This window comes from Pseudomonas sp. B1-22, assembly GCF_050474425.1.
Taxonomy (GTDB): Bacteria; Pseudomonadota; Gammaproteobacteria; order Pseudomonadales; family Pseudomonadaceae; genus Pseudomonas.
The window spans coordinates 1,299,081-1,325,802 of the sequence record NZ_JBCHVH010000001.1 but is presented as its reverse complement, the minus strand read 5'-3'; the positions used below and the strand labels follow the sequence as shown (position 1 = coordinate 1,325,802).

Genomic DNA, 26,722 nt, shown 5'->3' with positions numbered 1-26,722 from the left:
GGATGACTCCTATGCACGGAAGGACACCTGGGCGCTGCCCAGGCCGTCGATGTCCAGTTCGAAACGGTCGCCCGCCTTCGCCGGCTCCAGCGGTACCAGCGAGCCGGAGAGGATGATTTCGCCGGCCTTGAAGGGAATGCCGAAGGCGCCCAGGGTGTTGGCCAGCCAGGCCACGGCGGTGAGCGGGTTACCCTGCACCGCGGAGCCCAGGCCCTCGCTGATCTGCACGCCGTTCTTGCGCACGCGCATGCGCAGGTTGGGCAGGTCCAGCTCGCGCGGGTCGCGCTCCGTTTCGCCGATCACGAACACGCCGCAGGAGGCGTTGTCGGCCACGGTGTCCTGGATGCGGATCTTCCAGTCGTGGATGCGCGAGTCGACGATCTCGAAGCAGGCCACCACGCATTCGGTGGCGGCCAGCACGTCGGCCTCGGTGACGCCGGGGCCCTTGAGGTCGTGCTTGAGGCGGAAGGCGATCTCGCCCTCGGCGCGCGGCTGGATCAGGTTGTTTTCCGACAGCGAGATGTCGGCGCCATTGGCGAACCACATCTTGCGGGTGATGAAACCGAAGTCCGGCTGGTGCACGTTGAGCATGCGCTGCACGGCCTCGGAGGTGACGCCGATCTTCTTGCCGACCAGCTCGTCGCCATCGGCCAGGCGCTGTTCGAGGATCAGGTGGGAGATGCGGTAGGCGTCCTCGACGCCGATCTGCTCCCAGCGCTCGGTCAGCGGCGCCACGCTGCGGCCTTCGACCAGCGCGCGGTAGAGTTCCTCGGCATACTGCTGCTGGAGTTGCTGGCTCATGCCGGGGTCTCCTCGAGGAAGGCCAGCACTTCGCGGTTGAACAGCGCGCGGTGCTCGACCATCACCCAGTGCCCGCACTCGCTGAGCAGCACGAAGCGGATGTTGCTGCAGGCGTCCATCAGCGTCTGTGCGCCGCTGGACGGGCAGAATTTGTCGTTCATGCCCCAGAATCCGAGGATCGGGCAGCTCAGTTGGGCGACTTGCGACGCGAGGTTCGGCACCTGCATGCGGGTCAGCACGCAGCGCGGCTGCTCCTTGACCACGGCGACGCGCTCGTTGACCGTCTCGTCGCTGATCTGCGAGGCGTCGAAGAGCTGCAGCGAGAGCAGGCGGCGCATGCCGTCGGCGTCGTTCAGTTCGCCGTTGGCGAAGGCGGCACCCATCTTCTGGATGCCTTCCATCTGCAGGTAGTACTGCTCCTTCTCCATCAGCCCGCCCGGCGCCATCAGCACCAGGCGCGCGATGCGCTGCGGCTGGTCAAGGGCCATCTTCATGGCGATGGCGCCGCCCAGGGAGTTGCCCACCAGGGTGCAGCGCGGGATGTCCAGGGCGTCGAGCAGGCCGAACATGGCGTCGACGAAGAAGTCGAGGGTGTAGTCGGTTTCCGGCTTGTCGCTGGCGCCGTAGCCGGGCAGGTCTGGCACCAGCACGCGGTGGCCGGCGGCGGCGAAGTCCGGGTAGTTCTGCTTGAAGTTGCTGTGGCCGCTGGCGCCGGGGCCGCTGCCGTGGATGAACAGCACGGCGTCGCCGCTGCCGTTGTCCAGGTAATGCAATCGGAGTCCGTCGTTGAGGGTGACGAAGTGCCCTTGCGGCAAGGCGGCCATGGCGTCGCTCCAGGGAGGGGAATGTGCCGGGATTATTCGGGCGCCTTGGCGGGGGCCACATCGTCCGAGAGGACTACGGGGGATTCGAGCCGGGTGGCACACCTGTAGGAGCGGGCCATGCCCGCGATTGCCACACACGCGTACCGAACTTCCCGGCTACCCCGTTCCGGATTGACGCCGGCCCTGCCGGCGGATCGCGGGCATGGCCCGCTCCTACGGCGAACTACGCAGGCCGTTCTAGTCCCTTCGGACGTGGGCGCGAGACGCCGGCGCGCCTAGGCTGGAAGCCTTTCCCATCGAGGTGCGGACATGACACGAGCATTGGATTTCAGCGGCCAGGTGGTACTGGTCACCGGCGGCGGCAAGGGCGTGGGCCGGGGCATCAGCCAGCGCTTCCTGGAACAGGGCGCCGAGGTGGTGATCTGCGGCCGTGAAGCCCCCGAGCAGCTGCCCAGCCACAACGGCCGGGAAGCCTGGTTCATCCCCTGCGACGTGCGCGACTTCGAGCAGTTGCAGGCACTGATGGCCGCCATCGACGAGCGCCATGGCCGCCTCGACGTGCTGATCAACAATGCCGGCGGCGCCCCCTACGCCGATGCCGCCGAAGCCTCGCCGCGCTTCTCCGAGGCCATCGTCCGGCTCAACCTGCTGGCCCCGCTGAACCTCTGCCAGCTGGCCAACCAGCGCATGCAGAAGCAGGCCGGCGGCGGCGCCATCGTCAACATCTGCAGCGTCAGCGCCGTGCGCCCCTCGCCGGGCACCGCCGCCTATGGCGCGGCCAAGGCCGGGCTGCTCAACCTGGGCCGCTCGCTGGCGGTGGAATGGGCGCCGAAGGTACGGGTAAACGCCGTGATCGGCGGCCTGATCCGCACCGAACAGAGCCACCTGCACTACGGCGACGAAGCGGGCATTCAGCGCGTGGCCGACACCATTCCGCTGGCACGTCTGGCGGAGCCGGGCGACATCGGCGATGCCTGCCTGTACCTTGCCTCGTCGATGGCCTCCTACGTCAGCGGCGCCGAGATCGCCGTGCACGGCGGCGGCGAACGTCCGGCCTTCCTCGAAGCGGCACAGGGATAAGAGCATGCTCAGCGCCCGTCACGATCTCGTTCTCGACCTCACCCCCGAAGCGGCCTGGGCCCGCCTGCGCGACCTGAGCCTGGCGCCGCACTACGTGCCCGGCCTGACCGGCTGCGAATTCCACCCCGGCCCGCGCGACGGGCTGGGCGCCAGCCGCCGGGTGATGATGAAGCGCGGCTTCCTCGATGAAAGCGTGGTCGAGTGGCGCGAAGGCCAGGGCCTGGTGCTGCGCCTGCACCGCGCCGAGCAGGGGCCGCCCTTCCCCTTCCGCGAGGCCAGCTTCCGTTACGCGCTGCATCCGGAAAGCGGCGGGCGTACCCGGCTGAGCCTGAGCCTGGATGGCGACCTGCGTGGCGGGCGTTTGGGCGAATGGCTGCTGGCGGGTGCGCTGAAGAAGACCGTGGCGAAGATCGCGGTGAACCTCAAGGCGTTTTACGAGACAGGCAAGAACCAGAATCCGGATTACGCGCCTGCTCCGTGAGATGAGCTGTGCGTAGGAGCGGACTCCGTCCGCGATCGGTCCGCATCGCGCCGGATACCATCGCGGACGGAGTCCGCTCCTACGGGTGCCCTGCCGACCTGTAGGAGCGGGCCATGCCCGCGATTCGCGCGCATGGCGCGCTCCTACAGGGAAGCCGCGTATTCAATCCCGCGCCACCTCGAAATGCCCACGGAAGGTCGTCTCGACGATCCTCCACTGGCCATCCACGAGCCGGTAGCGGTCCTGGTAGAAGCCACCCAGTTGCCGGGTCGCCCCGGTTTCGCCGTCACGGTTCTGGTAATGCAGCGCCCAGCGCGCACGGGCGTTGTCGGCATCCTCCAGCTCGATCTCCGGATTGGCCGCGTGGTGCAGGTCGATCACCCGCGGCACGCAGGCCAGCTCCCGGTACAGCGCCAGGAACGGCTCGCGGTCGCGGAACACACCCAGCGGGCCATAGTCGATCAGTACCTCGCCCGAGACGAAGCAGGCGCGGATCGCCTCCACGTCCTTCAGGTCGCAGGCATTGAGGTAGCGGTGCTTGAGCTGGCGGATGGCTTCGAGCGCCTCCAGGCGCTCGATTCGTTGCTCCAGGTTCATTCCGGTCTCCGTTCCACGTTGAGGTCACCCCAGTAGGCCTTCATCGAACGGATGCGGCCCTGTTCGTCGAACTCCATCACGTCGATCACGTGCAGGCTGCACGGCGCGCCGTTCCAGTTCAGGTCGACACGGAACGGCATGGCGCCGCAGCCGTTGCCGGTAACCCGCACCGGCCCGGTGAGCTGGGCGCTTGCCTCGGCGCGGCCCAGTCCTTCACGGTAGAAACGCGCGATGGCCTCGATCCCGACCAGGGGCTTGGCGCCCACCGGGTCCTCGACCACCGCGTCATCGGCGTAGAGCGAGAGGATGCCGTCGATGTCGCCGGCATCCACCAGCTCCACGTAGCGCGCCATGCGCCGGCGGATCAGCTGAGCGTCCATCAGGCCACCTCGAACAGCGCGGCCGCGCCCATGCCACCACCGATGCACATGCTCACCACCACGTAGCGCACGCCACGGCGACGGCCTTCCAGCAGCGCGTGGCCAGCCATGCGCGCGCCGGACATGCCGAACGGATGGCCGATGGCGATGGCGCCGCCGTTGACGTTCAGGCGCTCGTCAGGGATGCCCAGCTTGTCCTGGCAGAACAGCACCTGGCAGGCGAAGGCTTCGTTGATTTCCCACAGGCCGATGTCGTCCACCTTCAGGCCGTGGCGCTTGAGCAGCTTGGGCACCGCGAAGACCGGGCCGATGCCCATCTCGTCGGCGTTGCAGCCGGCCACCGCCAGGCCACGGTAGATGCCCAGCGGCTGCAGGCCACGGCGTTCGGCTTCGCGGGCTTCCATCAGCAGCGACGCCGAGGCGCCGTCGGACAGTTGCGAGGCGTTGCCAGCGGTGATGAAGCGCCCTGCTCCGCTCCACTGGCCACCCTGCCACACCGGCTCCAGCGCGGCGAGACTGGCCAAGGTGGTGTCGGCGCGGTTGCATTCGTCGCGGTCGATCAGCACGGATTCGTGGCGGCTTTCGCCGGTGGCCTTGTCCACCACCAGGCGCTGTGCGCGCATCGGCAGGATCTCGTCAGCGAACAGGCCGCTGCTCTGCGCGGCGGCGGTGCGCTGCTGGCTGAGCAGGGAGTAGGCGTCCTGGGCTTCGCGGCTGATGTTGTAGCGGGCGGCGACGATCTCGGCGGTCTCGATCATCGGGATGTACGCCGCCGGGTCGCGCTCCAGCACGGCCTGCGACTGGTTGCGGTAGGCGTTCTTGTGCTTGTTCTGCACCAGGGAGATGGACTCCAGGCCACCGGCCACGGCGATGTCCAGCTCGTTGCAGGCAATCGACTTGGCGGCGGTGGCGATGCTCATCAGGCCGGAGGCGCACTGGCGCTCCATCGCCATGCCGGCAACGCTCGACGGCAGGCCGCCGGCGATGGCGCAGAGGCGGCCGAGGTTGTAGGCCTGGGTGCCCTGCTGCGCGGCGGCGCCGATGATGACGTCCTCCACTTCGCCCGGTTCGATGCCGGCGCGACGGACCACCTCGGCCACCACGGCGCCGCCCATGGCGGGGGCCTCGGTGTCGTTGAAGGCGCCACGGAAGGCCTTGCCGATGGCGGTACGGGCGGTGGAGACGATTACGGCTTCTCTCATTGCGAATCCTCAGGTAGTTCCGGGTTTCGGCCTTCGTAGGGCGCATAACGCGCCAGCGTTATCCGCCGACCCATGGCCGGCGGATAACCTGTTCCAGGTTATTCGCCCTACGAGCAGCTCCTCAGACGGGGGTAGCTCTTCAAAGTGGGTAATAGCGACTGATGGTGTCCACCACGCAGCCGGGGCGGTCTTCGCCCTCGATCTCGACGCTGACGCGCACGGTGGACTGCACGCCGCCCTTCACCGCCTCGGCGGCGACCAGCTCGGCGCGACCGCGCACGCGGGCGCCGGCCTTGACCACGTTGGGGAAGCGCACGCGGTCACAGCCGTAGTTCACGCCCATGGAAATGCCGCGCACCTCGACGATCTGCGGCAGGAACAAGTTGACCAGCGACAGCGTCAGGTAGCCGTGGGCGATGCAGGTGCCGTAGGGGCCACTGGCCGCGCGAACCGGATCGACGTGGATCCACTGGTGGTCGCCGGTGGCCTCGGCGAACTGGTCGATGCGCGACTGCTCGACGGTGATCCACTCGCTCTCGCCGAGAACCTCGCCGACGCAGGCCAGCAGCTCTTCCGGATGCTCGAAGATGCGCGCCATGTCAGGCCCTCTGGCTGGAGACCGACAGCACTTCGCCGGTCATGTAGGAGCTGTAGTCGCTGGCCAGGAACATCATCACGTTGGCGATTTCCCAGACCTCGGCGGCGCGGCCGAAGGCTTCGTTGGCGGCCAGCTTGTCCAGCAGCTCCTGCGGCGCGGATTTGCGCAGGAAGTCGTGCAGGGCAATGCTCGGGCTCACCGCGTTGATGCGGATGCCGTATTCGGCCGCTTCCACGGCGGCGCAGCGGGTCAGCGCCATCACCCCGGCCTTGGCCGCGGCGTAGTGGCTCTGCTCCTTCTGCGCGCGCCAGCCGAGCACCGAGGCATTGTTGACGATGGCGCCGGCGCGGCGCTCCATCATGTACGGCAGCATGGCGCGGGTCATGCGCATGGTGCCGGTGAGGGTGACGTCGAGGACGCGGTTCCACTCCTCGTCGACCATCTCCACCAGCGAACGCGAGCCGCCCAGGCCGGCGTTGTTGATCAGCACGTCGACGCCGCCCAGGCGCTCCTCGGCGGCGGCCACCAGGGCGCGCACCTGTTCCTCGTTGGTGACGTTGCAGACCTGCCCGTACACCGCCTGCAGTCCGCAGGCCTGGCGGATGCGCTCCACCGCCTCGTTGAGGCGGCCTTCATGGATGTCGCTGATCATCAGCGCGCGGCAGCCTTCCTCGGCGGCGCGCAGGGCGGCGGAGAAGCCGATGCCGGCGCCCGCAGCGGCGGTGATCAGCACCGATTTGCCGCGCAGCAGGCCACGGCCGGATACGTATTCGGGTTTGAGCATGGTGAGTCTCCTTACTGCGGGCCCTGGCGGGGCGCCTTGGGTTCTTTGGGCAGGCCGAGGGCGCGCTCGGCGATGAGGTTGCGCTGGATCTCGTTGCTGCCGCCGTAGATGGTGTCGGAGCGGCTGAACAGGAACAGGCCCTGCAGGCGGCTCAGCTGGTAGGGGCCGCCGTCGAGGATTTCCGCCTCGGCGCCGAGCACGTCCATCGCCAGCTTGCCCAGGCGCGCATGCCAGTCGGACCAGCACAGCTTGTAGATCAGCGCTTCTCGGCGCAGGCCGCTGTCCTGGCCGCCGGAGAGCATGCGCAGCGAGTTGTAGCGCAGCACTTTCAGCCCGCCCCAGGCCTCGGCGAGGCGCTGGCGCAGCAGCGGATCGCGGGCGGCGCCGTTGGCGCGGGCGATGCGGATGATCTCGTCCAGCTCGTTCTGGAACTGCATCTGCTGGCCGAGGGTGGACACGCCGCGCTCGAAGCCCAGCAGCGCCATGGCGATCTTCCAGCCGTCGCCCGGCGCGCCGAGCAGGTTCTCGGCAGCGGTCTCGGCGTCGTCGAAGAACACCTCGTTGAATTCGGAGGTGCCGGTGAGTTGCTCGATGGGCCGCACGGTGATGCCCGGCTGGTTCATCGGCACCAGCAGGAAGGCCAGGCCGTGGTGGCCGACGCTGCCCGGCTCGCTGCGGGCGATGACGAAGCACCAGTCGGATTCGTGGGCCAGCGAGGTCCACACCTTCTGCCCGTTGATGCGCCAGACGTTGCGCTCGGCATCGAAGGTGGCGCGGGTCTTCACGGCGGCCAGGTCGGAGCCGGCGCCCGGCTCGGAGTAGCCCTGGCACCAGAACTCACGGCCGCTGACGATGCCCGGCAGCAGGCGGCGCTTCTGCTCGTCGGTGCCGAAGGCGGCGATGGTCGGCCCGGCCAGGCCCTCGCCGATGTGGCCCATGCGGCCGGGCCCGCCGGCGCGGGCGTATTCCTCGTGGAAGATCACCTGCTGGTTGATCGACAGGCCGCGCCCGCCATGTTCCTTGGCCCAGCCCACGCAGGTCCAGCCGCCCTCGGCGAGCTTGCGCTCCCAGGCTTTGCGTTCCTCGGGGAAGCTGTGCTCGTCGCCCGGACCGCCACGGAAGCGCAGCGGCTCGAACTCGCCACGCAGATTGTCCGCCAGCCACTGGGCGACTTCGGCGCGGAAGGCCTCGTCGGCGGCGTCGAATCCGATCTTCATGGGCGTTCCTCCAGGATGGCGGCGGCGATGCGCTCGCGGTGCCAGGCCGGCGTGCCGAACAGGCTTTCGCTGGCGCGGGCGCGCTTGAAATACAGGTGCGGGTCGTATTCCCAGGTGAAGCCGACCCCGCCGTGCAGCTGGATCGACTCGGCGGCGCCGTGGAAGAAGGCTTCCGAGGCCTGGGACTTGGCCAGCGCGGCGGCCAGCGGCAGCTCGGCGGCCAGCGCGGTGTCGCCCTGCCCGTCCAGCGCCTCCTGGGCCACGCAGGCGGCGTAGTAGAGCGCGGAGCGCGCGCATTCCACCTGCAGCATCATGTCCGCCATGCGGTGCTTGAGCGCCTGGAAGCTGCCCACCGGACGGCCGAACTGGCGCCGTTCCTGGGTGTAGGCGACGGTCAGGTCGAGCGCCTGCTGGGCGCCGCCGACCTGCTCGGCGGCCAGGGTCACGGCGGCCAGTTGCAGGACCTTGTCCAGCGCCGGCCAGGCGCCGCCGGCCGCGCCCAGCAGGGCCTCGGCGGGCAGGTAGAGACCGTTCAGTTCGACCTCGGCCAGCTGGCGGGTCTGGTCCAGGGTCGGTAGCCCGCGGCGTTGCAGGCCCTCGCTGTCAGCGGGCACGGCAAACAGGCAGACGCCCTCCTCGCCCCGGCTGCCGGCCAGGCGCGCGGGGATCAGCAGCAGGTCGGCGCTGTGGCCGTCGAGTACCGGGCGCAGGCGGCCGTCGAGGACGAAGCCGTCGCCTTCCGGGCGTACCTGCACCTGGACCGCGCTCGCCTCCGGCGCGCCTTGGGCGCCGAGGGCCAGGGTGGCGGTGAGACTGCCTTCGGCCAGTCCGGGCAGCCAGCGCGCCTGCTGTTCCTCGCTGCCAAGCACGCGCAGCGCGCACACGGCCAGGGTGCTGGCGAAGAACGGCAGCGACGCCAGGCGACGACCCAGTTGCTCCTGGACGATGGCCAGCTCGACGAAGCCCAGGCCCAGGCCGCCGTGGGCCTCGGGCACCAGCAGCGCCTGCCAGCCGAGTTCATCGCGAATGCGCTGCCAGAGCGCCAGGTCATGACCGCCGGCGGCCATGGCCGCGCGCACGGCGCTGGAGGGTGAAGCATCGGCGAGGAAGCTTTCCGCGCTGTCGCGGATCATCTCCTGCTCGTCGGTGAAGGCGAATTCCATGGGAAGCGGCCCTGTGGGTTCAGATGCAGGGCAGTCTGGCGGGAGATGGTCGGGCGGGAATCGTCCGAATGGACGTGGGGGAAGCGATGAAGTTGGAGCGAAAAGACTGCGGGCGCGAAAACCGTTCGGTGCGCTCGACGGACGCCGGAATCCCCCTGTAGGAGCGGGCCATGCCCGCGAATCGCGCGCATGGCGCGCTCCTACAAGAGCGCCTCAGGCTCGGTATCCACCCTGTAGGAGCGAGCTTGCTCGCGAACGGCCCCGCAGCGGGGTTTGGTTCGCGAGCAAGGGCTAGGCGCCCCTCTCGGTCCTACGAAGAGCGTTGGCTCCGTCAGGTGCCGTAGACCTTCTGTGCCGGCACGGCGCGTTCGATCAGTTCTGCCACCACGCCGCCAACCTCTGCCGGCAGCCAGCGCGCGCCCTTGTCGCGTTCCGGGCCGCGGCGCCAGCCATCGCCGATGGAGAGCTTGCCGCCTTCGACTTCGAACAGGCGGCCGGTGACGTGCTGGGAGTCCTCGGACACCAGCCAGGCCACCAGCGGTGCGACGTTTTCCGGGGCGAAGTGGTCGAAGCCGTCTTCGGGCTTCTTCATCACCTCGGCGAACACCTGCTCGGTCATGCCGGTGCGCGCGGCCGGGGCCAGGGCGTTGGCGGTGATGCCGTAGCGCGCCAGTTCCGCCGCCTGCACCAGGGTCAGGGAGGCGATGCCGCCCTTGGCCGCCGAGTAGTTGGACTGGCCGATGGAGCCCTGCAGGCCGGCGCCGGAGCTGGTGTTGATGATGCGCGCCTGCACTTTCACGCCGGCCTTGGCCTGGTCGCGCCAGTGATGCACGGCATGGCTGGCAATGCAGAAGTGGCCCTTGAGGTGCACCGACATCACCGCGTCCCAGTCGGCCTCGGTGAGGCTGGCGAACATGCGGTCGCGGCAGATGCCGGCGTTGTTGACCACGGCGTGCAGGTCGCCGAAGGCGTCGATGGCGGCGCGGACGATCTCGCCGGCTTCGGCGTAGCTGGTGATGTCGTGGCTGTCGCCGATGGCCTGGCCGCCCTGGTCGCGGATCAGGGCGACCACGCCGGCAACGGCTTCGCGGTTGATGTCATTGACCACGACCTTGGCGCCTTCGGCGGCCAGGGCCAGGGCATAGGCGCGACCGAGGCCGCCGCCGGCGCCGGTGATGATCACGACGCGGTCTTTGCAGATGGACATGGGGTTCTCCGGTCAATCAGTTTCGAGAGAGTCGCGGGCAGCGCCCGCCTGTAGGAGCGGGCCATGCCCGCGATCCGCCGGCAGGGCCGGCGGCGTCAATACATCGGGCGCCGCGGAAAGGAGCGCCTTACAGGCGCTGTTCGCGGGCATGGCCCGCTCCTACAACGGTGTCAGAGACGCTCGATAATCGTCACGTTGGCCTGCCCGCCGCCTTCGCACATGGTCTGCAGGCCATAACGGCCGCCAGTGCGCTCCAGCTCGTGGAGCAGCGTGGTCATCAGGCGGGTGCCGGTGGCGCCCAGCGGGTGGCCGAGGGCGATGGCGCCGCCGTGGACGTTGGTGCGCTCGTGCGGGTAGCCGGTTTCCTGCAGCCAGGCCATGACCACCGAAGCGAAGGCTTCGTTGATCTCCACCCGGTCGATGTCGTCCAGGCGCATGCCGGCCTTCTTCAGCGCGTACTCGGTGGCCGGGATCGGCGCGGTGAGCATCCACACCGGGTCGTCGGCGCGCACGCTGATGTGGTGGATGCGCGCTCGCGGCGTCAGGTTGTAACGCTTCAGGGCGCGCTCGGAGACGATCAGCATGGCGCTGGCGGCGTCGCAGGTCTGGCTGGATACGCCAGCGGTGACGCGGTCGCAACCGAACAGCGCTTCCAGCTCGGCCATTTTTTCCAGGCTGGTCTGGCGCGGCGTCTCGTCGTGCTGCACACCGGCCAGCGGGACGATCTCCCGGGCGAAGTGGCCGGCCTCGATGGCGCGCAGCGCGCGGCGGTGCGATTCCAGCGAGTAGGCTTCCAAGGCCTCGCGGCTGAGCTTCCACTTCTCGGCGATCATCTGCGCCGAACGGAACTGGCTCGGCGGCGTGGAGCCGTAGCGCTTCACCCAGCCTTCGGAACCGCTGAAGGGATCGGTGAAGCCCAGCGGCTCGGCGGCGGTCATGGCCGAGGAGATCGGGATCTGCGTCATGGTCTGCACGCCACCGGCGATCACCACGTCCTGGGTGCCGCTCATCACCGCCTGGGCGGCGAAGTGCACGGCCTGCTGCGAGGAGCCGCACTGGCGGTCGATGGTGGTGCCGGGCACGCCCTGGTCAAGGCCGGCGGCCAGCCAGGCGGTGCGGGCGATGTCGCCGGCCAGCGGGCCGATGGTGTCGACGCAGCCGAAGATGACGTCGTCGTAGTCCGCATCCGGAATGCCGTTGCGCTGCACCAGTTCACGCAGCACGTGGGCGCCCAGGTCGGCGGCGTGGATCTGCGACAGGCCACCCTTGCGCTTGCCGGTGGGCGTGCGCAGGGCGTCGACTATGTAGGCTTCTGCCATTTCAAATTCCTCAAAGAGCGAAGGTGTGGCCGGCGCCGGCGCTGACCGCCCCGCCGAACAGCGCCTGGCACAGCCGCGCCTTGTGCAGGCTGCGGTCGCCCCAGACCTTGTCCAGGGCCCAGGCGCGCTTCATGTAGAGCTGCAGGTCGACTTCCCAGGTGTACCCCATGGCGCCGTGTACCTGGATGGCGTTCTTCGCCGCCAGCTGGGAGGCCTCGGAGCACGCCAGGGCCGCCTGGGACACGTGCAGCGCGGCCTGCGGATGACCCTGCGCAAGGGACTGCGCGGCGCGGTACAGCGGCGCCTTGGCGAACTCGATGAGCACCGCGACGTTGGCCATCAGGTGCTTGACCGCCTGGAAGCTGCCGATCGGCTTGCCGAACTGTTTGCGTTCGAAGCTGTAGTCCACCGCCAGGTCCACCATGCGCCGGGCCAGGCCCAGCTGCTGCGCGGCGCAGGCCAGGGCGCCACGCTCGAAGGCGGCGCTCCACAGGCTGCGGGCCGCCTCGCCGCTGGCCACGCGGGTGGCGTCGCTGGGCGTCCAGGTCACGCTGTACAGATGGCGCGACGGGTCCAGCGCCGGGTTGCGGGTGAGCTGCACGGCCTCACGGGGGACCGCGTGGATGTCGTCGCTGCTGCCGAGGATCAGCAGGTCGGCGACGTGGGCGTCGGCCACCAGCAGGTTGTCCGGGTGGCCCACCGCCAGGCGTGCCTCGCCGGCGGCGATGCGGCCCAGCCACTCGGCCTTGAGCGCTTCGTGCTCGGCGCCCAGGGCCGCCAGCAGCGGCGCGCCCACCAGTACGGTGTCCAGCAGCGGCTCGGCCAGGGCGGCGTAGCCGCATTCCTGGGCCGGCAGCATCCAGTCGGTTTCGTCCAGGCCCAGGCCGCCGTAGTTTTCCGGCAGGTTCAGGGCGGTCAGGCCCAGCTCGGCGAGCTGCGCCCAGAGTTCGTCGCTGCGGCCGCTCTCGCTGTCCCACAGTTCGCGCAGGCGCTCGGGGGTCACCTGGTTGGTGAGGAAGGCGCGCACGCTGTCGTGGAAGCTCAGCTGGTCGTCGTTGAAAGTGAAGTCCATGGTCCTGGCTCCTCAGGCGCGCGGCATGCCGAGCATGCGTTCGGCGATGATGTTGCGCTGGATTTCGTTGGTGCCGGCGTAGATCGGGCCGGCCAGGGAGAACAGGAAGCCGTCCAGCCAGCGGCCGACCTCGCCCGCCAGCGGCGCTTCGGGCAGCAGTTCGGCGCGGGCGCCGAGGATGCTCAGGGCGGTGTCGTGCATGCGCTGGTCCAGCTCCGACCAGAAGATCTTGTTGGTCGAGGATTCCGGGCCGATGCGGCCGCCCTGCTGCAGGCGCGAGGCAGTCATGTAGGTGCTCAGGGTGTAGGCTTCGGCGTCCAGCCAGGCGCGCATCACCGCCTCGCCGATGGCCGGGTCGCGGTCGGCGGCTTCGCGGTTCTCCAGGTACAACTGCAGCAGGCGCCGCGCGGTTTCCTGGAAGCGTGCCGGGGAGCGCAGCATCAGCCCGCGCTCGAAGCCGGCAGTGGACATCGCCACGTGCCAGCCCTGCCCTTCGCCACCCAGGACGTTCTCCACCGGCACCTTGACGTCGTCGAAGAAGATCTCGGCGAAGCCCGGCAGGCCGTCGAGCTGGGCGATCGGGCGGACGGTGATGCCCGGCGAGTTCAGCGGCACCAGGATGAAGGTCAGGCCGTGGTGGCGGCTGGACGCCGGGTCGGTGCGGAACATGCCGAACAGCCAGTCGGCCCACACCGCGCGGGTCGACCAGGTCTTCTGGCCGTTGATCACGTAGTGGTCGCCGACGCGCTCGGCACGGGAGCGGATGGCCGCCATGTCGGAGCCGGCGCCCGGCTCGGACCAGCCCTGGGCCCAGACGTCCTGGCCACGCGCCATGCGCGGCAGGAAGCGCGCCTTCTGCGCCTCGGTGCCGAACTCCATGAGGGTCGGGCCGAGCAGGAAGATACCGTTCTGGTTGACCCGGCCGGGGGCGCCGGCGCGGTAGTACTCTTCCTCGAAGATCAGCCACTCGATCAGGTCGCAGCCGCGGCCGCCGTAGGCTTCCGGCCAGGTCACCATGCCCCAGTGGCCGTCATGCAGGCGAGCTTCCCACTCGCGGTGCAGGCGGAAACCCTCTTCGGTGTCGTACGAGGGCAAGGGATTCTTCGGCACATTGGCCGCCAGCCAGGCGCGGACTTCCTCGCGGAAGGCCTGTTGCTCTTTGTTGTAGTTAAGGTCCATGGGCTGTGCCTGTGGTTGATCAGTTGAATTGCGCTTCGCGCTTCTCGACGAAGGAGTCGCGCGCTTCCTGGGAATCCAGCGAGCGGTAGGCTTCGAGGGTGAAGCCCTGCTCCCAGCGGTATTTGTCTTCGAGGTTGCCGTCCTCGATGCCGGTCAGCGCTTCCTTGGCCAGGGCGATCATCGCCGGGCTCTTGGCGGCGATCTTGCGCGCCACTTCCAGGGCCGCGTCGCGCAGCTTGTCGCGCGGCACCACGCGCTCCACCGCGCCCAGGCGGTAGGCTTCGTAGGCGTCGATGGGCTCGCCGGTGAAGTACATGTGGCGCACCTTCTGCACCGGGAACAGGCGCTGCAGGTGGGCGCCGCCGCCCATGGCGCCACGGTCCACCTCGGGCACGCCGAAGGTCGCGCATTCGCTGGCGACGACGATGTCCGCCGCGCCACAGAGGCCGATGCCGCCGCCGAGGACGAAGCCATGCACGGCGGCGATCACCGGCTTGGGATTGCGGTGCACGGCCTTGAAGCTGTCGTAGTTGCCCTTGTTCACCGCGACGATCAGGTTGCCGTCGGCGGCCAGTTCCTTGATGTCGACGCCGGCGCAGAAGCCCCGGCCCTCGGCGCGGATGACGATGACCCGCACCGCGTCGTCGCGGCCCAGGCGTTCCAGCTCGGCGGCGATGGCCGCCCAGCCGGCGCAGTTGAAGGCGTTCACCGGCGGACGGTCGAACACCATCTCGGCGATGTACTCGTTGATCTCAACGCGAAACGGCTGCATGGAGGCTCTCCTGGGTCTGTTGCGGTTCCACCCGGCGGGCCAGCTCGGTGAGCCGGGCCTCGGCCTGGGTGACGATGTTCTGGATGATCTCGGCGCACGGCGCACGGCTGCCCAGCAGCGCGGCGACCTGGCCGGCCGGCAGCACGCCGTCTTCGGGCTGGCCGTCGACCATGGCCTTCTGGATCACCATGGGTGCGTTGGCAGCCAGCAGCGCCTGGGAAAGGGTCAGCTCGCCCCGGTTGCGCAGGGCCTGGAGCATCTGCCCGATGCTGATGCCGGAATGGCGGCGGTAGGCCAACGCGCACTGCACGGCGAGGCCCAGGCGACGCCAGGGGCCGGCGGCCTCCAGGGCGTCGAGCAATTCGTTGCGGATCATCCGCTGCGGCAGGCCGTCGAGCGCGCGGCTGACGATCACCTTCGCCGGGTCCTTCACGCCCAGGTAGCGCGCCAGGGTGGCGTCGGGTACCGGGCTTTCCTGGCTCATCAGGAAGCGCGTGCCCATGGCCACGCCTTCGGCGCCCAGGGCCAGCGCGGCCACGAGACCGGCGCCGTCATGGAAGCCGCCAGCGGCGACGACCGGCACCTGCACCGCTTCGCGCACCTGCGCCAGCAGCAGCGAGGTGGGCACGGAACCGGTGTGACCGCCGCCCTCTCCACCTTGCACGGTGACGATATCGGCGCCCATCTCCACGGCCTTCTGCGCGTGCTTGAGCGCGCCGACGGTGGGCATGCAGATCACCCCGGCCTCTTTCAGCCGGGCGACCATCTGCTTGCCCGGCGAGCGGCTGTAGCTCACCGCCTTCACACCGTGGCGCAGCACCAGCTCGACGATCTCGGCGGCGTTGGGCTGGTACATGTGGAAGTTGACGCCGAACGGCGCCGAGGTCAGCGACTGGGTTTCGAGGATCGCCGCTTCCATCTGGTGAGGCTCGATGGTGGCGCCGGCGAGGAAGCCGAACGCGCCGGCATTGCCGGTGGCGGCCACCAGGCGCGGATCGGCCACCCAGCCCATGGCGGTCTGGATGATCGGGTAGCGGCAGCCGAGCAGCTCGGTAACGCGGGTGCTCAGGTCCAGGCTCATCGGCCGCCCTCCACCGGCTCGCGCTGCGAGCTGGCCATGGCGCGGGCATCGTAGCCGCCCAGGCGGTCGCCGCTGACCAGTTCGTTGTGGGCGTGGGCGAAGTGATGCAGGCCGAACACCATGTCCATGGTGGCGCGCTTGCCCATCAGGTCCTCGGCGTTGTTCACCGCCTGCTTGGCCAGCTGCAGGCCCAGGCGCGGCATCTCGGCCACGCGGCGGGCCATGTCCAGGGTCACGTCCAGCAGCACGTCGCGCGGCACCACCTTGTTGACCATGCCCAGTTGCCAGGCGCGGTCGGCGCCCAGGCGCTCGCCGAGGAAGAGGAACTCCTTGGCGATGCGCGGGCTGAGTTCATGCACGTGGGCGAAGTACTCGACGCCGGGGATGCCCATGCGCACCACCGGGTCGCGGAAGTAGGCATCCTCGCTGGCGACGATCAGGTCGCAGACCCAGGCCAGCATCAGCCCGCCGGCGATGCAGGCGCCCTGCACCATGGCCACGGTCGGCTTGGGCATTTCCCGCCAGCGCCGGCACATGCCCAGGTAGACCTCCTGCTCGCGGGCGTAGAGAAACTCGCCGCCCGGCTTGTTCACGTGGTCGTACCACAGGCTCGCGCGGTCGAAGCTTTCGTTCACGTCGCGGCCCGGGGTGCCGATGTCGTGGCCGGCGGAGAAGTGCTTGCCCTCGCCGCGCAGGACGATGACCTTGACCGAATCGTCGTCGCAGGCGCGGCGGAAGGCCGCGTCCAGCGCGTAGGTCATCTTCGAGTTCTGCGCGTTGTGGTACTCGGGACGGTTCATGGTGACCAGGGCCACCGGGCCCTGCACCTCGTAGAGAACGACCTCTTCGACTTCGCTCATGACTAGGCTTCCTTGGCGCTGCGCAGCGCCGGCGGGTTGTCCTTGAGCTGGCGGCCGCGCAGGTTGTGCGGGTCGAGCTGCTGCAGGATCGCCAGCTGCCCGGCCGTGGGCATGGCCGTGGTCGGGATCTGCGCCGGCAGGGCCAGGTCGAAGCTGGTGTTGTCCAGCACCTGCGCCAGCTCCACGCCCGGATGCAGCGAGCGAACGCGCATCTGGTGCTGCGGGCCGCCGAAGTCGAGCACGCAGAGGTCGGTGACGATCAGGCGGATGTCGATGTCGTCCAGCGACCAGCCACGGGCCAGGCGCGCCGGGTTGTAGCCGACCGAGGCGACCATGTCGACCTCGCCTTCGACGAATACCCGGCGGCTGTGCGAGGGCACGAAGAAGGAGTTGGCGTGGCTGATGGAGTTACCCGGGAAGCCGCGCACGCCGAGCATCTGCGCCTTGGGCTTGGCGTAGTCGCCGATGCAGGAAATGTTGGCCTGGCCGAAGCGGTCGATCTGGGTCGGGCCGACCAGCGCGTGGCGGCGGCCGCCCCAGACGTTGTCGAAGATGCGCGAGAAGCCCATCCAGCTGTCGAACTTCGGCACATAGCCGTTGCGCGCGCCCAGCGGTACCGGTTCGGCGACCATGAAGGCCTCGGAATCGGTCATCAGCAGGTCCGGGTTGCTGGTCAGCATGGCCAGGGATGCGGCCAGGCGCGGGACCACGCCGATGCCGGTGGCGAGCACTTCGCCGTCGTCACGCCAGCATTCGCTGGCGGCGCAGATCAACAGCTCGGCGAGGCTGCAGGAAGCGGTTGCGTCAGTCATGGTCAGAACACCGGCAGGGGCAGCTTGCGGAGCGACTCGAGCCCACCGACCTTTTCCAGGTAGGCGGCTTCGCCGTCGCGGATGAATTCGTCGTAGTAGCGCTGCCAGCCGTCCTCTTCCTGGACGGAGGCGTTGTAGCGCTGGAAGTGCGGCACGTCGAAGCCGTACAGCGGGGCACAGGAGCTGGGATGGGCACCACCGGGGACGTGGACCACGCCGTCGGTGAGGTTGCGCTCCCAGAACACGGTGCGTGCCGCCTGCGGGTTGGCGTGGAAGTGCGCGGACTCCACCAGCTCGTCGCAGCTGACGAAGGTCTTCGCCGCGGCGCGGACGAACAGGTCGTCCATGTAGTGGTCCGGTCCGTCGATCTGGCACACGCCACGGGCGTCGGCACGGTCGACGTGGACCAGCGCCGCGTCCAGCTTCAGCGCCGGCATGGCGACCCAGTCGCGGCCATCGGCGTAGGGCGAGGCGACCAGCTTGATCTGCGGGTTGTGCTTGAGCACATCGGTGCCCAGGCCCACGGCGGTGGGAATGAACGGCACGTTCATCGCCGCGGCGCGCAGACCCAGCAGCATCATGCCCTCGTCGATTTCCATCACGTCCAGTTCACCGGCCTGGCGGGCCTTGCGGAAGTAGGGTTCGAGCGGGATGAAGTCCAGCGAGACGAAGGCGAACACCAGTTTCTTCACCTTGCCGGCGGCGCAGAGCATGCCGACGTCGGCGCCGCCGTAGGCGACGATGGTGAGGTCCTTGAGGTCCGAACGAACGATCTCGCGGATCAGGGCCATGGGTTTGCGGCGCGGGCCCCAACCACCGATACCGATGGTCATGCCGTCGCGCAGCTGGGCGACCATCTCGGCCGCCGTCATGCGTTTATCCATGTTGCGCTCCTTACTGGCGGCCGACGCTGAAGTCGTGGCCCCAATGGCTGACCACGGTGCTTTCGAAAGGCGTGTGCGCCTCCCAGTCCACTTCCAGGCCGCCGTGGCCGTATTCGATGTCAAAGCCGCCGGGGCTCTGCATGTAGAACGAGACCATGTGGTCGTTGGTGTGTTTGCCGAGGGTGGCCGAGAGCTTCACGCCGTTGGCGTGCATGCGGTCCAGGGCGCGGCCCACGTCGTCGAGGGAGGCGGTCTCCAGCATCATGTGCACGCAACCGCTGGGGATCGGGCACTCGAAGATCGCCAGGGAATGGTGGCGGGCGTTGTTGCAGTGCATGAAGTGGATGCGCTTCTCCGGCTCCTGCGGGTCGGGGGTGAAACGCACCTTCATCAGGTCGGAGAGACCGAAGCCCATCACCTGCTCGTAGAAGTCGCGGCAGCGCTCGAAGGCCGGCGCCGGCAGCACCACGTGGCCCATGCCCATGGAACCGGTGACGAAGCCGCTGACGCCCGCCGGGGATACGAACGGACGGAAGTCCTGGCACGGCCCCCAGAACAGCTCATGGCGGTTACCGTCCGGATCGCGGAACAGCGCCAGCTCCTGGACCTTGCGCACCGCGCAGTCGGCAGCGCTGCCACGGACAACCTCGACATCGGCCCGGGCCAGCTCGGCGATGGCCTGCTCGAAGGCGGCCTTGCCGGCCACTTCCCAACCGCTGGCACCGTAGCCGTCGCGCCCATCCTGCAGCACCAGCACGCGGTAGTGACGCTCGTCCATCTTCAGGTACAGCGCACCTTCCGGCGCGGCGTCGTCCACCATCATGCCCAGCACGTCGCTGGCATAGCTGCGCCAGCGCGAAAGGTCGCTGGCCAGGACGGTCACGTAGCCCAGTCCTCGGATATCCATGGGTGCTCTCCTCATCGTTATTGCCGCTCCGCCTGGCGGAATGGCTGGTGATGAGGATTCAAACAGCGCGGGCAAAGCCGAACATCGTCCAATGGGACTAGCGCTAAAGGGGCATGGCGCGGGCGCTGCAGGGCAAACGGGGTACCTGAACGGGCAGGTCGCTGCCTAGGCCGAACGGACGATTTGCCGGATGCGGGCGGCACCGATACTCCGCCCACGACAATAAAGGACGGGCACTGCACAGATGACCCTTTCCACCCCCGACAGCCAGGCGCTCTGCGCCAGCGCCGGCATCGACGCCGCCGCCCTGGGCGAACTGCTCCACCTGGTCTACCGCGGCCCGCAGGAGAGCACGCCCTGGGCGAGCCTGCTGGAGCACCTGCGCCAGCGCTGCGGCGCCAGCTACTTCACCCTGGTGCTGCGCAACCCCGCGCAGCAACGGCCGGGGCTGATCGTCAACGCCTCGGTGCACGGCCCGCACCTGCCCGGCGAGCCGTCGTACAGCGAGCACTACTACGCCATCTGCCCCTTCCTCGACTGGCCCGTGGGCCAGGTCGCCAGCGCCGACCAGGTGATCGGCACCGACGCCTGGCTGGCGCACGACTTCTACCGCCAGTACCTGGCGCCGCTGGACCTGCGCTACGTGCTGGTCGCCCACATGCGCACGCCGGGCGGCATGCACTGCGCGCTGTTCGCCTGCCGGGGCCCGGATGGCGAGGACTTCAACGAGGCGGAACGGTCCCTGGTGCGCCTGCTGCTGCCGCACCTGCAACAGGCGGTGGACCTGCATTCGACGGTCGACCAGCTGGAATCCGAGCGCCGTCTCTACGCCCTGACCATCGACCGCCTGCTGGTGGGCACCGCGATCCTCGACACCCAGGGCCGGCTGATGCGCTGCAACGACGCGGCGCAACGCCTGCTCGACAGCCGCGACGGCCTGGAGTGCCGGCAGGAACGCCTGCACGCCTTCGGCCGCCAGGACAACCGCAACCTGCAGACCGCCATCCAGGCGCTGCTGCAGCGGCGGGAAAACGTCGACGATGTGGAGGTCCTGGCGCTGTCCCGGCCCAGCGGCGGGATGCCGTTGAACCTGCTGCTGCGGCCCCTGGCGCTGAACCACGAAAGCCACGGCGACGCCCGCCAGCCGGCAGTGGCGGTGTTCATCCGCAACCCGGCCGACTCCCCCCGCGCCTCGCGCACCCTGCTGCGCAGCCTGTTCCAGCTGACCCGCACGGAAACCGAAGTGGCGATGCAGATGATGGACGGCCTGACCCTGGACGAAACTGCCGACGCCCTGGGCGTGTCGCGCAATACGGTACGCGCGCATCTGCGCGGTGTGTTCGCCAAGACTGGCGTGACACGGCAGGCGGAGCTGGTGAAGACGCTGCTCAATAGTGTGGCGTCGTTGGCGTAAGGGAGGACGCGAACCGCATCGTACCGGGCGGTTCGCGAGCACGGACCGGGCGTTCCCCCGGTCCTGCAAGTGGGCGGCAAATACCTGCGCATTGCCGGCAGCACAAATTCCGCCGCGATGGATTTCGCGGACAAGGTCCGCTCCTACGGGAACATGCGCACCGCTCTGGCTCTGGATTTAACGATTTCCAGAGAGATATCCGCACGCACCGGGGCGCCCCTTCAGGAGGCCGAGAGGAATCGGAGTTTCAGGGGTTGAGCGGCATGGATGCCGCGAGAGCCGCGATGGGCCAGGGATGGCCCTTCGCGGCGGGCCCCTGAAACTTCGATGGAGCGAGGGAAGTCCCGCGAAGCGGGACCCGGATGATGGGGCAAGACCTTTGGTTACTTTCTGTCGTTTGAGAAAGTAACTCGCCCGAGGGGGCGAAACAAAATCTCCCAGCACACGCCGAAGCGGCGCAGAAACACCGCCCCCCAAAAACGGCGGATGACACCAAAGACATCATTCGCCCCACGAAAAGAAAGAGCATCGCGGACGAAGTCCGCTCCTACGGGGAGGGGTACGGCAATCAGATCGGTAACCCCTCCGGCACATTGAAGGCATAGCTCTTTTCCTCACTGCGCCGCTCGATACGCCACCCCTCGGCGGTCCGCCGATAGCGATCGTGATACCAGAGCCCGAGGAAGAAGGTCTGCCGCGTACCATCGGCCAGGTCCACCTGCATCGGGTTGAAGCAGAGGATGCGACCGCTGGCCTGGTCGCCCTCCAGCTGGATGGAAACGTTCGAAATCATGTGCTGATAGGCCGGGGAGTTGCCCAAGGCCTCGCGCAGCCAGTCCTTCATCGCCGGGTAATGCCCATCGACGCCGCCCATAGCGCGGTAGTCAATGTAGGCATCGGCGCTGAACACCCGGTCCAATGCATCGAAGTCGCGACTGTCGATGGCCGTGGAATAGTCGACTGCCAGTTGCTGGATCTCCAGCCGATCCGAAATTTCCTGCAGGGACAGCATGTCACCCTCCTCCGAGCTCACTCACGACCTGAGCGATACCCCCGGAGCAGCGGCGTACAACCTCGAACGGTTGTACGCCCTACGCCGAGGTCAAGCTTTGTGTAGGGCGTATAACGCTCCGCGTTATACGCCGACCTGGGCAATGCCCCACTCGGGGCCGAGCCGGAAACCATCACCCAGCCCAACCACGACACAGGAGGCAGCCTCAGCCGAACGTCGCGCCCGCCAGCATGCCGCCGTCGACCACGAACTCGGCGCCGGTGCAGTAGCTGGACTCGTCGCTGGCGAGGAACAGCACCAGCCGGGCCACCTCCTCCGGCTGGCCGATACGCGGAATCGGCAGGCCGCTGTAGAAGGCCGAGGCATCGATCTCGGCCATCTCCGGCGGGCGCGCCATGGGCGTGTCGATGCCGCCCGGATGCACCGAGTTGACGCGGATGCCATGGCGCCCCAGCTCCAGCGCCGCGGACTTGGTCATGCCGCGCACCGCGAACTTGCTGGCGACGTAGGCGCTGCCGCCAGCCACGCCTTCCATGCCCGCCGTCGAGGAGAGGTTGACGATGGAACCGCCTCCGGCACGCTTGAGCGCCGGCACAACGGCCTTCATGCCCAGCCAGCAGCCCACCTGGTTGACCTCGATGACCTTGCGGTAGCTCTCCAGCGAGCATTCTTCCAGCGGCGCCAGCAGCAGGATGCCGGCGTTGTTGACCAGCACGTCGAGCCGGCCGAAGTGTGCTTCCGCCACCCGCACCGCCGCCTCCCACTGCTCCGCCGAAGTCACGTCCAAGTGCTGGTAGAGCGCCGCGTCACCCAGCTCGTCGGCCAGGCGCGCGCCCTCCTCGTCGAGCAGATCGGCGATCACCACCCGGCCGCCCTGTTCGACGAACAGGCGCGCTTCCGCCGCGCCCTGCCCGCGCGCGGCGCCGGTGATCAGGGCTACCTTTCCATCCAGTCGCTTCATGCACTTGCCTCCTCAGCGGCCTGCCCGGCCAGTTGCGGATAGTCAGCCAGCAGACGGCTGGCCAGTTCGTCCAGTTGCGTGTCGTCGAGATGATTGATGCCGGCCGCGCGGGCCCGCCCGCCACCGGTGGGGAAACCACGGCAGAAGGCGTCCGCCGCCAATTCCGCGCCCGCCGGTACGCGCAGGCTGAACAGCCAGCCGCCCTCGGCCTTGGCGCTGAGCAGGCCGATGGCCCGCTGCGGCTCGCGGCTCGCCAGCCGGTTGGCCAGCACCCCGCTCACCCGCCGCGCCCAGGCTTCGCCGGGCAGCCGATAGATCGACGCGCCCGGTCCCTCGCGCCAGGGGCTCTGGCCCTGGGCGGCCGCCATGTCTGCGGCGTGGGCCGCGCGCAGGGTGGTGAAGCTGGGGCTGTCGCGAATGAACTCCAGCGGGTCTTCATAAGGCAGCAGCTCGGCGGCCAGCACCAGGGGATCGAAGTGCAGGTCCGCCAGGCTTTCGCCGTAGGCGTTGTAGTTCAGCAGCAGGCCCAGCTCTTCCAGTGCCGCCACCTCGTCGGCGGCCAGGTCATGCCGCTGCGCCAGCGCGCGCGCCGGGCCGGCCAGGCCGTCGCCGAAGGCCGCCGCCACCGCCCAGCGGTGGAAGCGACCGTCCAGGTAACGGTCGACCAGGATGCTGGTGCAGACGTCGGCAGCGGTATCGATAAAGGACTCGAAGGCCGCATGCGTCGGCAGCTCGCCGGCGTGGTGGTGGTCGAAGTAGCGCAAGACGGCACCGGCTTCCAGCAGGCGCCGGGTGTCGTCATGGTTCTGCGCGTGGGAGATGTCCAGCACCGTGACCCGCTCGCCGGCGCCGGCCTGCACCCGGCGCAGCAGGTCGATGTCGCGCTTCACCCCGCTGACCAGCTTCACGCCCGCCTCCAGCTCGCCGGCCAGGCGCAGCTGTTGCAGGGCACAGAGGCCGTCAGCGTCGCCGTTGAAGGCGCAGTGGTCGATCAGGCTCATGTCCGCTCCTCAGCCCATCAGCTCGCCGCCATTGGCGTCGAGCTGCGCGCCGTTGATCGCGCTGGCGTAGTCCGAGGCGAGGAACAGCGCCGCACGGGCACATTCCTCGTCCGTGCGCATGCGCCCACCGGGAATGCCGGCGCTGAACTCGGCGCGCACCTGCTCCTCGCTGACGCCACGGGCGGCGGCGGTCTGGCGCACCACCGCCTGCACCGGTTCGCCCCACATCCAGCCGCAGGCCACGGCGTTGACGCGCAGGCCGTGCACGGCCTGCTCGCTCGCCAGGTAGCGCACCGACGCCGCCAGCGCGGCCTTGGACGCCGAGTACGCGGCGCCGCCCTGATAGGGCTTGTGCACGCCGAGGGTGTTGATCATGACGATGGCGCCGGCGCGCTGCGCCTGCATCGCCGGCAGCACCGCGCGGCTCATGTTCAGCGAACCCAGCAGATTGACCTCCAGGGCCTCGCGCAGCGGGTCGTTGTCGCCCTCTTCCACGGCCTGGAAACCGCCATGGGAAAAGGCGCTGTTGATCAGCGCGTCGATGCGTCCGAAGCGCGCCACGGTGGCCTGGGCGAAGTCGTTGCAGGCGGCGGGATCGGTGATGTCGGTGGGCAGGCGCAGCACCTCGCAGTCGGGGGCGATGGTGTGGATGCGCTCCTCGGCCTCGACCAGCCGCGCTTCGCTGCGCGCGCCGATGGCCACGGCGCACGCGCCTTCGCGGGCGGCTTCCAGGGCCAGCTTGATGCCCAGCCCCGGACCGATGCCGGAAATCATCACGACCTTGTCTTTCAGCAGCATGGGGAATCTCTCCTGTGTTGGGCGGCTCAGGCCTGGATGTGCCGGCGACGGTAGTCGGCGTAGTCGCGCGCGAGGGTGGCCTCGTCGAGGCCGAACTGCTCGGCGCTGTACTGGTGGGCGGCGCGCTTCTCGCGGCCGTTGTCGGCCAGCCAGCGCTGCATGGCGGCGCGGCAGTCCGGGGTCAGGTCGAGGCCGGCGAAGGCGTAGATGCGTTCGACCACGCCGAGCGGGTCGCTCACGGTGTCCTCGAAGCGCACGTCGAGGAAGCGGCCGGCCGGCAGGTCGTCACGCACCTGCATGGTGTGGCGCAGGGCGCGGGCCATGCGCTGGTTCCACTGGCCGCCGACGGCGCGGGCATCCACCTGCTCGCTGTAGAGCTGCCAGAGGGTATGGACGAAGCTGGCCAGGGACGGGATGGTCTTGCCCGGGTCGCGGTGGGTCAGCACCACCTGGGCGCGGGGGAACACCTCGAACAGCAGCTCGACGGTGTGCAGGTGCTGCGGGCTCTTCAGCAGCCAGCGGCGCCCCGGCGCGATGCCCCGGCGCACTTGTTGCCACTGCAGGAACTGCAGGGTCTTCTTCAGGTAGCGGTAGACCTGGGCCTGGTCCTGGCGGTCGAGCCAGGCGGTGTAGCTCGGCACGTTGACGTAGGAGTCCATGGCGCAGAGGAAGGAATGCTCCATGAGCATGAATTCCTCGTCCGGCTGCTCGGCATCCAGTGGGTGGATGGCCAGCAGCTGCGGCAGGAACTCGATCATACCCGCCACTTCGATACGCGCCCGTTCGATGCGCTGGCTCGGCTGCTCCACCGCTTCGCCCGGCAGCGGCGCCGGGTAGCGGGTTTCCCACCACTGCGCCTTGCTGAACTGCGGGTCCACCGCCAGGGTGCGCTGCAGCAGCGTGGTGCCGGTGCGCGGCAGGCCGACGATCACCAGCGGGTCATCGATGGGCTGTTCGAGGATTTCCGGATGGCGCTTGCAGTAGTCCTCCAGCACCAGGCGGTTGCCCAGTTGCGCCAGCAGCTTCTCGCGCAGCAGCGCGCGGCCCTGGGCGGAGAGCCTGGCCTCGTCGCGCAGGGCGACGGCGAGCACGTCCAGCGCCTCGCGGAAGTCGCCCTCGCCGAAGTCATCGAGCCCACCGTTGCGGGCGCTGGCTTCGGCCAGCAGGGCTTTAGCGGAAAAATCGTCCATCACGGCAGGTCCTTGAGTTCGGCGAGCTTGAGCACGCGGGTGGTCGGCTGCACCGGCTGCTTCGCGCCAACCCAGCGCAGACAGAGGGTGCCGATGGGATGGCCGGCGGTTTCCAGCCAGTTGGGAAGGCCCGGATCGCGGGCGCTGAGGACCATGCGCACGCCGCCCTTCCCGTCCAACTGCGCCGAATGCTTGTTCAGGCAGATGCGGTGGTAGCGGTAGTCCAGCGACTCCATCCAGTAGTTGTTGATCTGCAGGTTCCAGAAGTCGCACTGCGGCACCCGGTCCACCTCGATCACCAGGGCCTCGTCGTCGGCCAGCGCCCAGTAGGAGTGGTAGTAGATGATGTTCGGGTCACCGCCGACCGACTGGCACAGCGCCTGGTCCGCCAGCGGCAGCTGGTTGGCGTGGGCCTGGTAGCCCTGGGCCCAGTCGGCGAACAGCCGTGCGGTGCCTTCGACGAAGGAGGCGGCGCGGGTCAGTCCCTGCTGCAGGCGCTGCGGGGTCAGGGGCTCCGGCGCCTGGGCGCCGTCCAGCCGCTCGATGCGCAGTTGCGCCGGTTGCTCGGCGGAGCGGTCAAGGAAGGTCTGACGCACCACCAGGGCGTTGCTCGCGCCTTCCATCGGCAGCCAGTTGCCAAGGGCTGGGCGGTGCTGGCTGAGGATGATCTCGAAGTTGCCGTCGGCGTCGATCTCCAGCTGGCTGGCGTCGATGAAACCGGTCTGGATCATCTTGCCGTCGGTCTCGTAGCCGCCCTTCTGGGTGCCGAAGCTCAGGTAGGACACGCTGCCGCGGCTGCCGCTGACGCGGTACTGGTGCTCGCCGTTGAGACGGGCGTAGCGGTACAGGTTGTCCGGGTTGTCGGCGCCGATCTTCGCCGTCTCGTGGGAGGGCGTGATGAAGCCGGGGAAGTCCGGGTCGGCGAACTCCAGGTGCATTTCCAGGGCGATGCGCAGCAGGCGGGTCAGGTAGCGGAAGCCTTCGGCGCGGGTCTGCCCGTCGGCGGGCGCCTCGGCGCGGAGTATCTGTTCGCCGCTGCGGCGCAGTTGTTCGCAGAAAAGGTTCCAGCTTTCGCCGCTGATGACTTCGTGTTCGATCCTGTCGGTGGGCATTTCGGTCTCCTCCA

Annotated in this window: 28 protein-coding genes; 3 read left to right on the top strand and 25 right to left on the bottom strand. The window is 68.8% G+C overall.

The features are described 5' to 3' along the window. Positions 1 to 9: 9 nt before the first annotated feature. Both ACQ5BL_RS06195 and ACQ5BL_RS06190 read right to left on the bottom strand, forming a co-directional pair. A complete protein-coding gene (locus tag ACQ5BL_RS06195) occupies positions 10 to 801 on the bottom strand; it encodes a fumarylacetoacetate hydrolase family protein (RefSeq protein ID WP_243807800.1) in 792 nt (263 codons plus the stop codon). Beyond that, positions 798 to 1,625 carry an alpha/beta fold hydrolase gene (locus tag ACQ5BL_RS06190; RefSeq protein WP_243807802.1) on the bottom strand — a complete coding sequence of 276 codons (828 nt, stop codon included), beginning with the start codon at positions 1,623 to 1,625 and terminating at the stop codon, positions 798 to 800. The genes ACQ5BL_RS06195 and ACQ5BL_RS06190 overlap by 4 nt, the downstream gene beginning before the upstream one ends. A 309-nt stretch (positions 1,626 to 1,934) precedes the next feature. Between ACQ5BL_RS06190 and ACQ5BL_RS06185 the strand changes: the two genes are divergently transcribed. Next, complete coding sequence (locus tag ACQ5BL_RS06185; RefSeq protein WP_207886595.1) at positions 1,935 to 2,705, top strand: SDR family oxidoreductase; 771 nt, start codon at positions 1,935 to 1,937, stop codon at positions 2,703 to 2,705. A 4-nt stretch (positions 2,706 to 2,709) separates the two neighbouring features. Further along, a complete protein-coding gene (locus ACQ5BL_RS06180) occupies positions 2,710 to 3,186 on the top strand; it encodes an SRPBCC family protein (RefSeq protein ID WP_243807804.1) in 477 nt (158 codons plus the stop codon). A 162-nt stretch (positions 3,187 to 3,348) separates the two neighbouring features. Here the strand turns inward: ACQ5BL_RS06180 and ACQ5BL_RS06175 are convergent, their stop codons facing one another. From ACQ5BL_RS06175 to ACQ5BL_RS06095, 17 genes are all read right to left on the bottom strand, one after another. Further along, positions 3,349 to 3,783, bottom strand: coding sequence for a nuclear transport factor 2 family protein (locus ACQ5BL_RS06175; protein ID WP_243807806.1), 435 nt, complete (start codon positions 3,781 to 3,783; stop codon positions 3,349 to 3,351). After that, entirely contained in the window at positions 3,780 to 4,166 is a 387-nt protein-coding gene (locus tag ACQ5BL_RS06170) for a nuclear transport factor 2 family protein (protein ID WP_347881025.1), read from the bottom strand. The genes ACQ5BL_RS06175 and ACQ5BL_RS06170 overlap by 4 nt, the downstream gene beginning before the upstream one ends. Then, positions 4,163 to 5,365, bottom strand: coding sequence for an acetyl-CoA C-acyltransferase (locus ACQ5BL_RS06165; RefSeq protein WP_243807808.1), 1,203 nt, complete (start codon positions 5,363 to 5,365; stop codon positions 4,163 to 4,165). Before ACQ5BL_RS06165 ends, ACQ5BL_RS06170 begins: the two co-directional genes overlap by 4 nt. A 139-nt stretch (positions 5,366 to 5,504) precedes the next feature. Then, the gene (locus tag ACQ5BL_RS06160; protein ID WP_243807809.1) at positions 5,505 to 5,963 is read right to left on the bottom strand and encodes a MaoC family dehydratase; all 459 of its coding nucleotides are present in this window, start codon (positions 5,961 to 5,963) and stop codon (positions 5,505 to 5,507) included. A 1-nt stretch (position 5,964) separates the two neighbouring features. Further along, entirely contained in the window at positions 5,965 to 6,747 is a 783-nt protein-coding gene (locus ACQ5BL_RS06155; protein ID WP_243807810.1) for an SDR family oxidoreductase, read from the bottom strand. A gap of 11 nt (positions 6,748 to 6,758) precedes the next feature. Then, positions 6,759 to 7,964 carry an acyl-CoA dehydrogenase family protein gene (locus tag ACQ5BL_RS06150; protein WP_243807811.1) on the bottom strand — a complete coding sequence of 402 codons (1,206 nt, stop codon included), beginning with the start codon at positions 7,962 to 7,964 and terminating at the stop codon, positions 6,759 to 6,761. Continuing rightward, the gene (locus ACQ5BL_RS06145) at positions 7,961 to 9,127 is read right to left on the bottom strand and encodes an acyl-CoA dehydrogenase family protein (protein ID WP_243807812.1); all 1,167 of its coding nucleotides are present in this window, start codon (positions 9,125 to 9,127) and stop codon (positions 7,961 to 7,963) included. Before ACQ5BL_RS06145 ends, ACQ5BL_RS06150 begins: the two co-directional genes overlap by 4 nt. A 331-nt stretch (positions 9,128 to 9,458) precedes the next feature. Next, a complete protein-coding gene (locus tag ACQ5BL_RS06140) occupies positions 9,459 to 10,334 on the bottom strand; it encodes an SDR family oxidoreductase (protein WP_243807813.1) in 876 nt (291 codons plus the stop codon). A gap of 170 nt (positions 10,335 to 10,504) precedes the next feature. Further along, entirely contained in the window at positions 10,505 to 11,653 is a 1,149-nt protein-coding gene (locus ACQ5BL_RS06135; RefSeq protein WP_243807814.1) for an acetyl-CoA C-acetyltransferase, read from the bottom strand. Between the two features lie 10 nt (positions 11,654 to 11,663). Continuing rightward, a complete protein-coding gene (locus ACQ5BL_RS06130) occupies positions 11,664 to 12,725 on the bottom strand; it encodes an acyl-CoA dehydrogenase family protein (RefSeq protein WP_243807816.1) in 1,062 nt (353 codons plus the stop codon). 12 nt (positions 12,726 to 12,737) lie between these two features. Next, positions 12,738 to 13,904: an acyl-CoA dehydrogenase gene (locus ACQ5BL_RS06125; RefSeq protein WP_243807818.1), complete on the bottom strand. Its 1,167-nt coding sequence runs from the start codon at positions 13,902 to 13,904 to the stop codon at positions 12,738 to 12,740. A 19-nt stretch (positions 13,905 to 13,923) separates the two neighbouring features. Further along, positions 13,924 to 14,676 carry an enoyl-CoA hydratase family protein gene (locus ACQ5BL_RS06120; protein ID WP_243807819.1) on the bottom strand — a complete coding sequence of 251 codons (753 nt, stop codon included), beginning with the start codon at positions 14,674 to 14,676 and terminating at the stop codon, positions 13,924 to 13,926. Beyond that, the gene (locus ACQ5BL_RS06115) at positions 14,657 to 15,757 is read right to left on the bottom strand and encodes an NAD(P)H-dependent flavin oxidoreductase (RefSeq protein WP_243807820.1); all 1,101 of its coding nucleotides are present in this window, start codon (positions 15,755 to 15,757) and stop codon (positions 14,657 to 14,659) included. Before ACQ5BL_RS06115 ends, ACQ5BL_RS06120 begins: the two co-directional genes overlap by 20 nt. Beyond that, a complete protein-coding gene (locus ACQ5BL_RS06110) occupies positions 15,754 to 16,617 on the bottom strand; it encodes an enoyl-CoA hydratase (RefSeq protein ID WP_207886581.1) in 864 nt (287 codons plus the stop codon). Before ACQ5BL_RS06110 ends, ACQ5BL_RS06115 begins: the two co-directional genes overlap by 4 nt. A 2-nt stretch (positions 16,618 to 16,619) precedes the next feature. Next, positions 16,620 to 17,429, bottom strand: a complete 810-nt coding sequence (locus tag ACQ5BL_RS06105; RefSeq protein WP_243807821.1) for a CoA-transferase subunit beta — start codon at positions 17,427 to 17,429, stop codon at positions 16,620 to 16,622. A 2-nt stretch (positions 17,430 to 17,431) separates the two neighbouring features. Then, the gene (locus ACQ5BL_RS06100; protein WP_243807822.1) at positions 17,432 to 18,313 is read right to left on the bottom strand and encodes a CoA transferase subunit A; all 882 of its coding nucleotides are present in this window, start codon (positions 18,311 to 18,313) and stop codon (positions 17,432 to 17,434) included. A gap of 10 nt (positions 18,314 to 18,323) precedes the next feature. Then, positions 18,324 to 19,220, bottom strand: coding sequence for a VOC family protein (locus ACQ5BL_RS06095; RefSeq protein ID WP_207886578.1), 897 nt, complete (start codon positions 19,218 to 19,220; stop codon positions 18,324 to 18,326). Between the two features lie 244 nt (positions 19,221 to 19,464). Between ACQ5BL_RS06095 and ACQ5BL_RS06090 the strand changes: the two genes are divergently transcribed. After that, on the top strand, positions 19,465 to 20,634 hold the full coding sequence (locus ACQ5BL_RS06090; protein WP_243807825.1) for a helix-turn-helix transcriptional regulator: 1,170 nt from the start codon (positions 19,465 to 19,467) through the stop codon (positions 20,632 to 20,634). A 568-nt stretch (positions 20,635 to 21,202) separates the two neighbouring features. On the opposite strand, the gene ACQ5BL_RS06085 is transcribed toward ACQ5BL_RS06090, so the two are convergent. The 6 genes from ACQ5BL_RS06085 to ACQ5BL_RS06060 all read right to left on the bottom strand — a co-directional run bounded on the left by ACQ5BL_RS06085 (position 21,203) and on the right by ACQ5BL_RS06060 (position 26,708). Next, positions 21,203 to 21,646 (bottom strand): nuclear transport factor 2 family protein, encoded by a 444-nt coding sequence (locus ACQ5BL_RS06085; RefSeq protein ID WP_243804680.1) that lies wholly within the window; start codon positions 21,644 to 21,646, stop codon positions 21,203 to 21,205. Positions 21,647 to 21,851: 205 nt separating this feature from the next. Continuing rightward, entirely contained in the window at positions 21,852 to 22,607 is a 756-nt protein-coding gene (locus ACQ5BL_RS06080; RefSeq protein ID WP_243804682.1) for a glucose 1-dehydrogenase, read from the bottom strand. Continuing rightward, entirely contained in the window at positions 22,604 to 23,608 is a 1,005-nt protein-coding gene (locus ACQ5BL_RS06075) for a DHH family phosphoesterase (protein WP_243804684.1), read from the bottom strand. The genes ACQ5BL_RS06080 and ACQ5BL_RS06075 overlap by 4 nt, the downstream gene beginning before the upstream one ends. Positions 23,609 to 23,617: 9 nt before the next feature. Further along, entirely contained in the window at positions 23,618 to 24,406 is a 789-nt protein-coding gene (locus ACQ5BL_RS06070; protein WP_243804685.1) for an SDR family oxidoreductase, read from the bottom strand. 26 nt (positions 24,407 to 24,432) lie between these two features. After that, on the bottom strand, positions 24,433 to 25,596 hold the full coding sequence (locus ACQ5BL_RS06065) for a sulfotransferase family protein (RefSeq protein ID WP_243804686.1): 1,164 nt from the start codon (positions 25,594 to 25,596) through the stop codon (positions 24,433 to 24,435). Further along, positions 25,596 to 26,708 carry a DUF1214 domain-containing protein gene (locus ACQ5BL_RS06060; protein WP_243804687.1) on the bottom strand — a complete coding sequence of 371 codons (1,113 nt, stop codon included), beginning with the start codon at positions 26,706 to 26,708 and terminating at the stop codon, positions 25,596 to 25,598. The genes ACQ5BL_RS06065 and ACQ5BL_RS06060 overlap by 1 nt, the downstream gene beginning before the upstream one ends. Positions 26,709 to 26,722 lie beyond the last annotated feature (14 nt).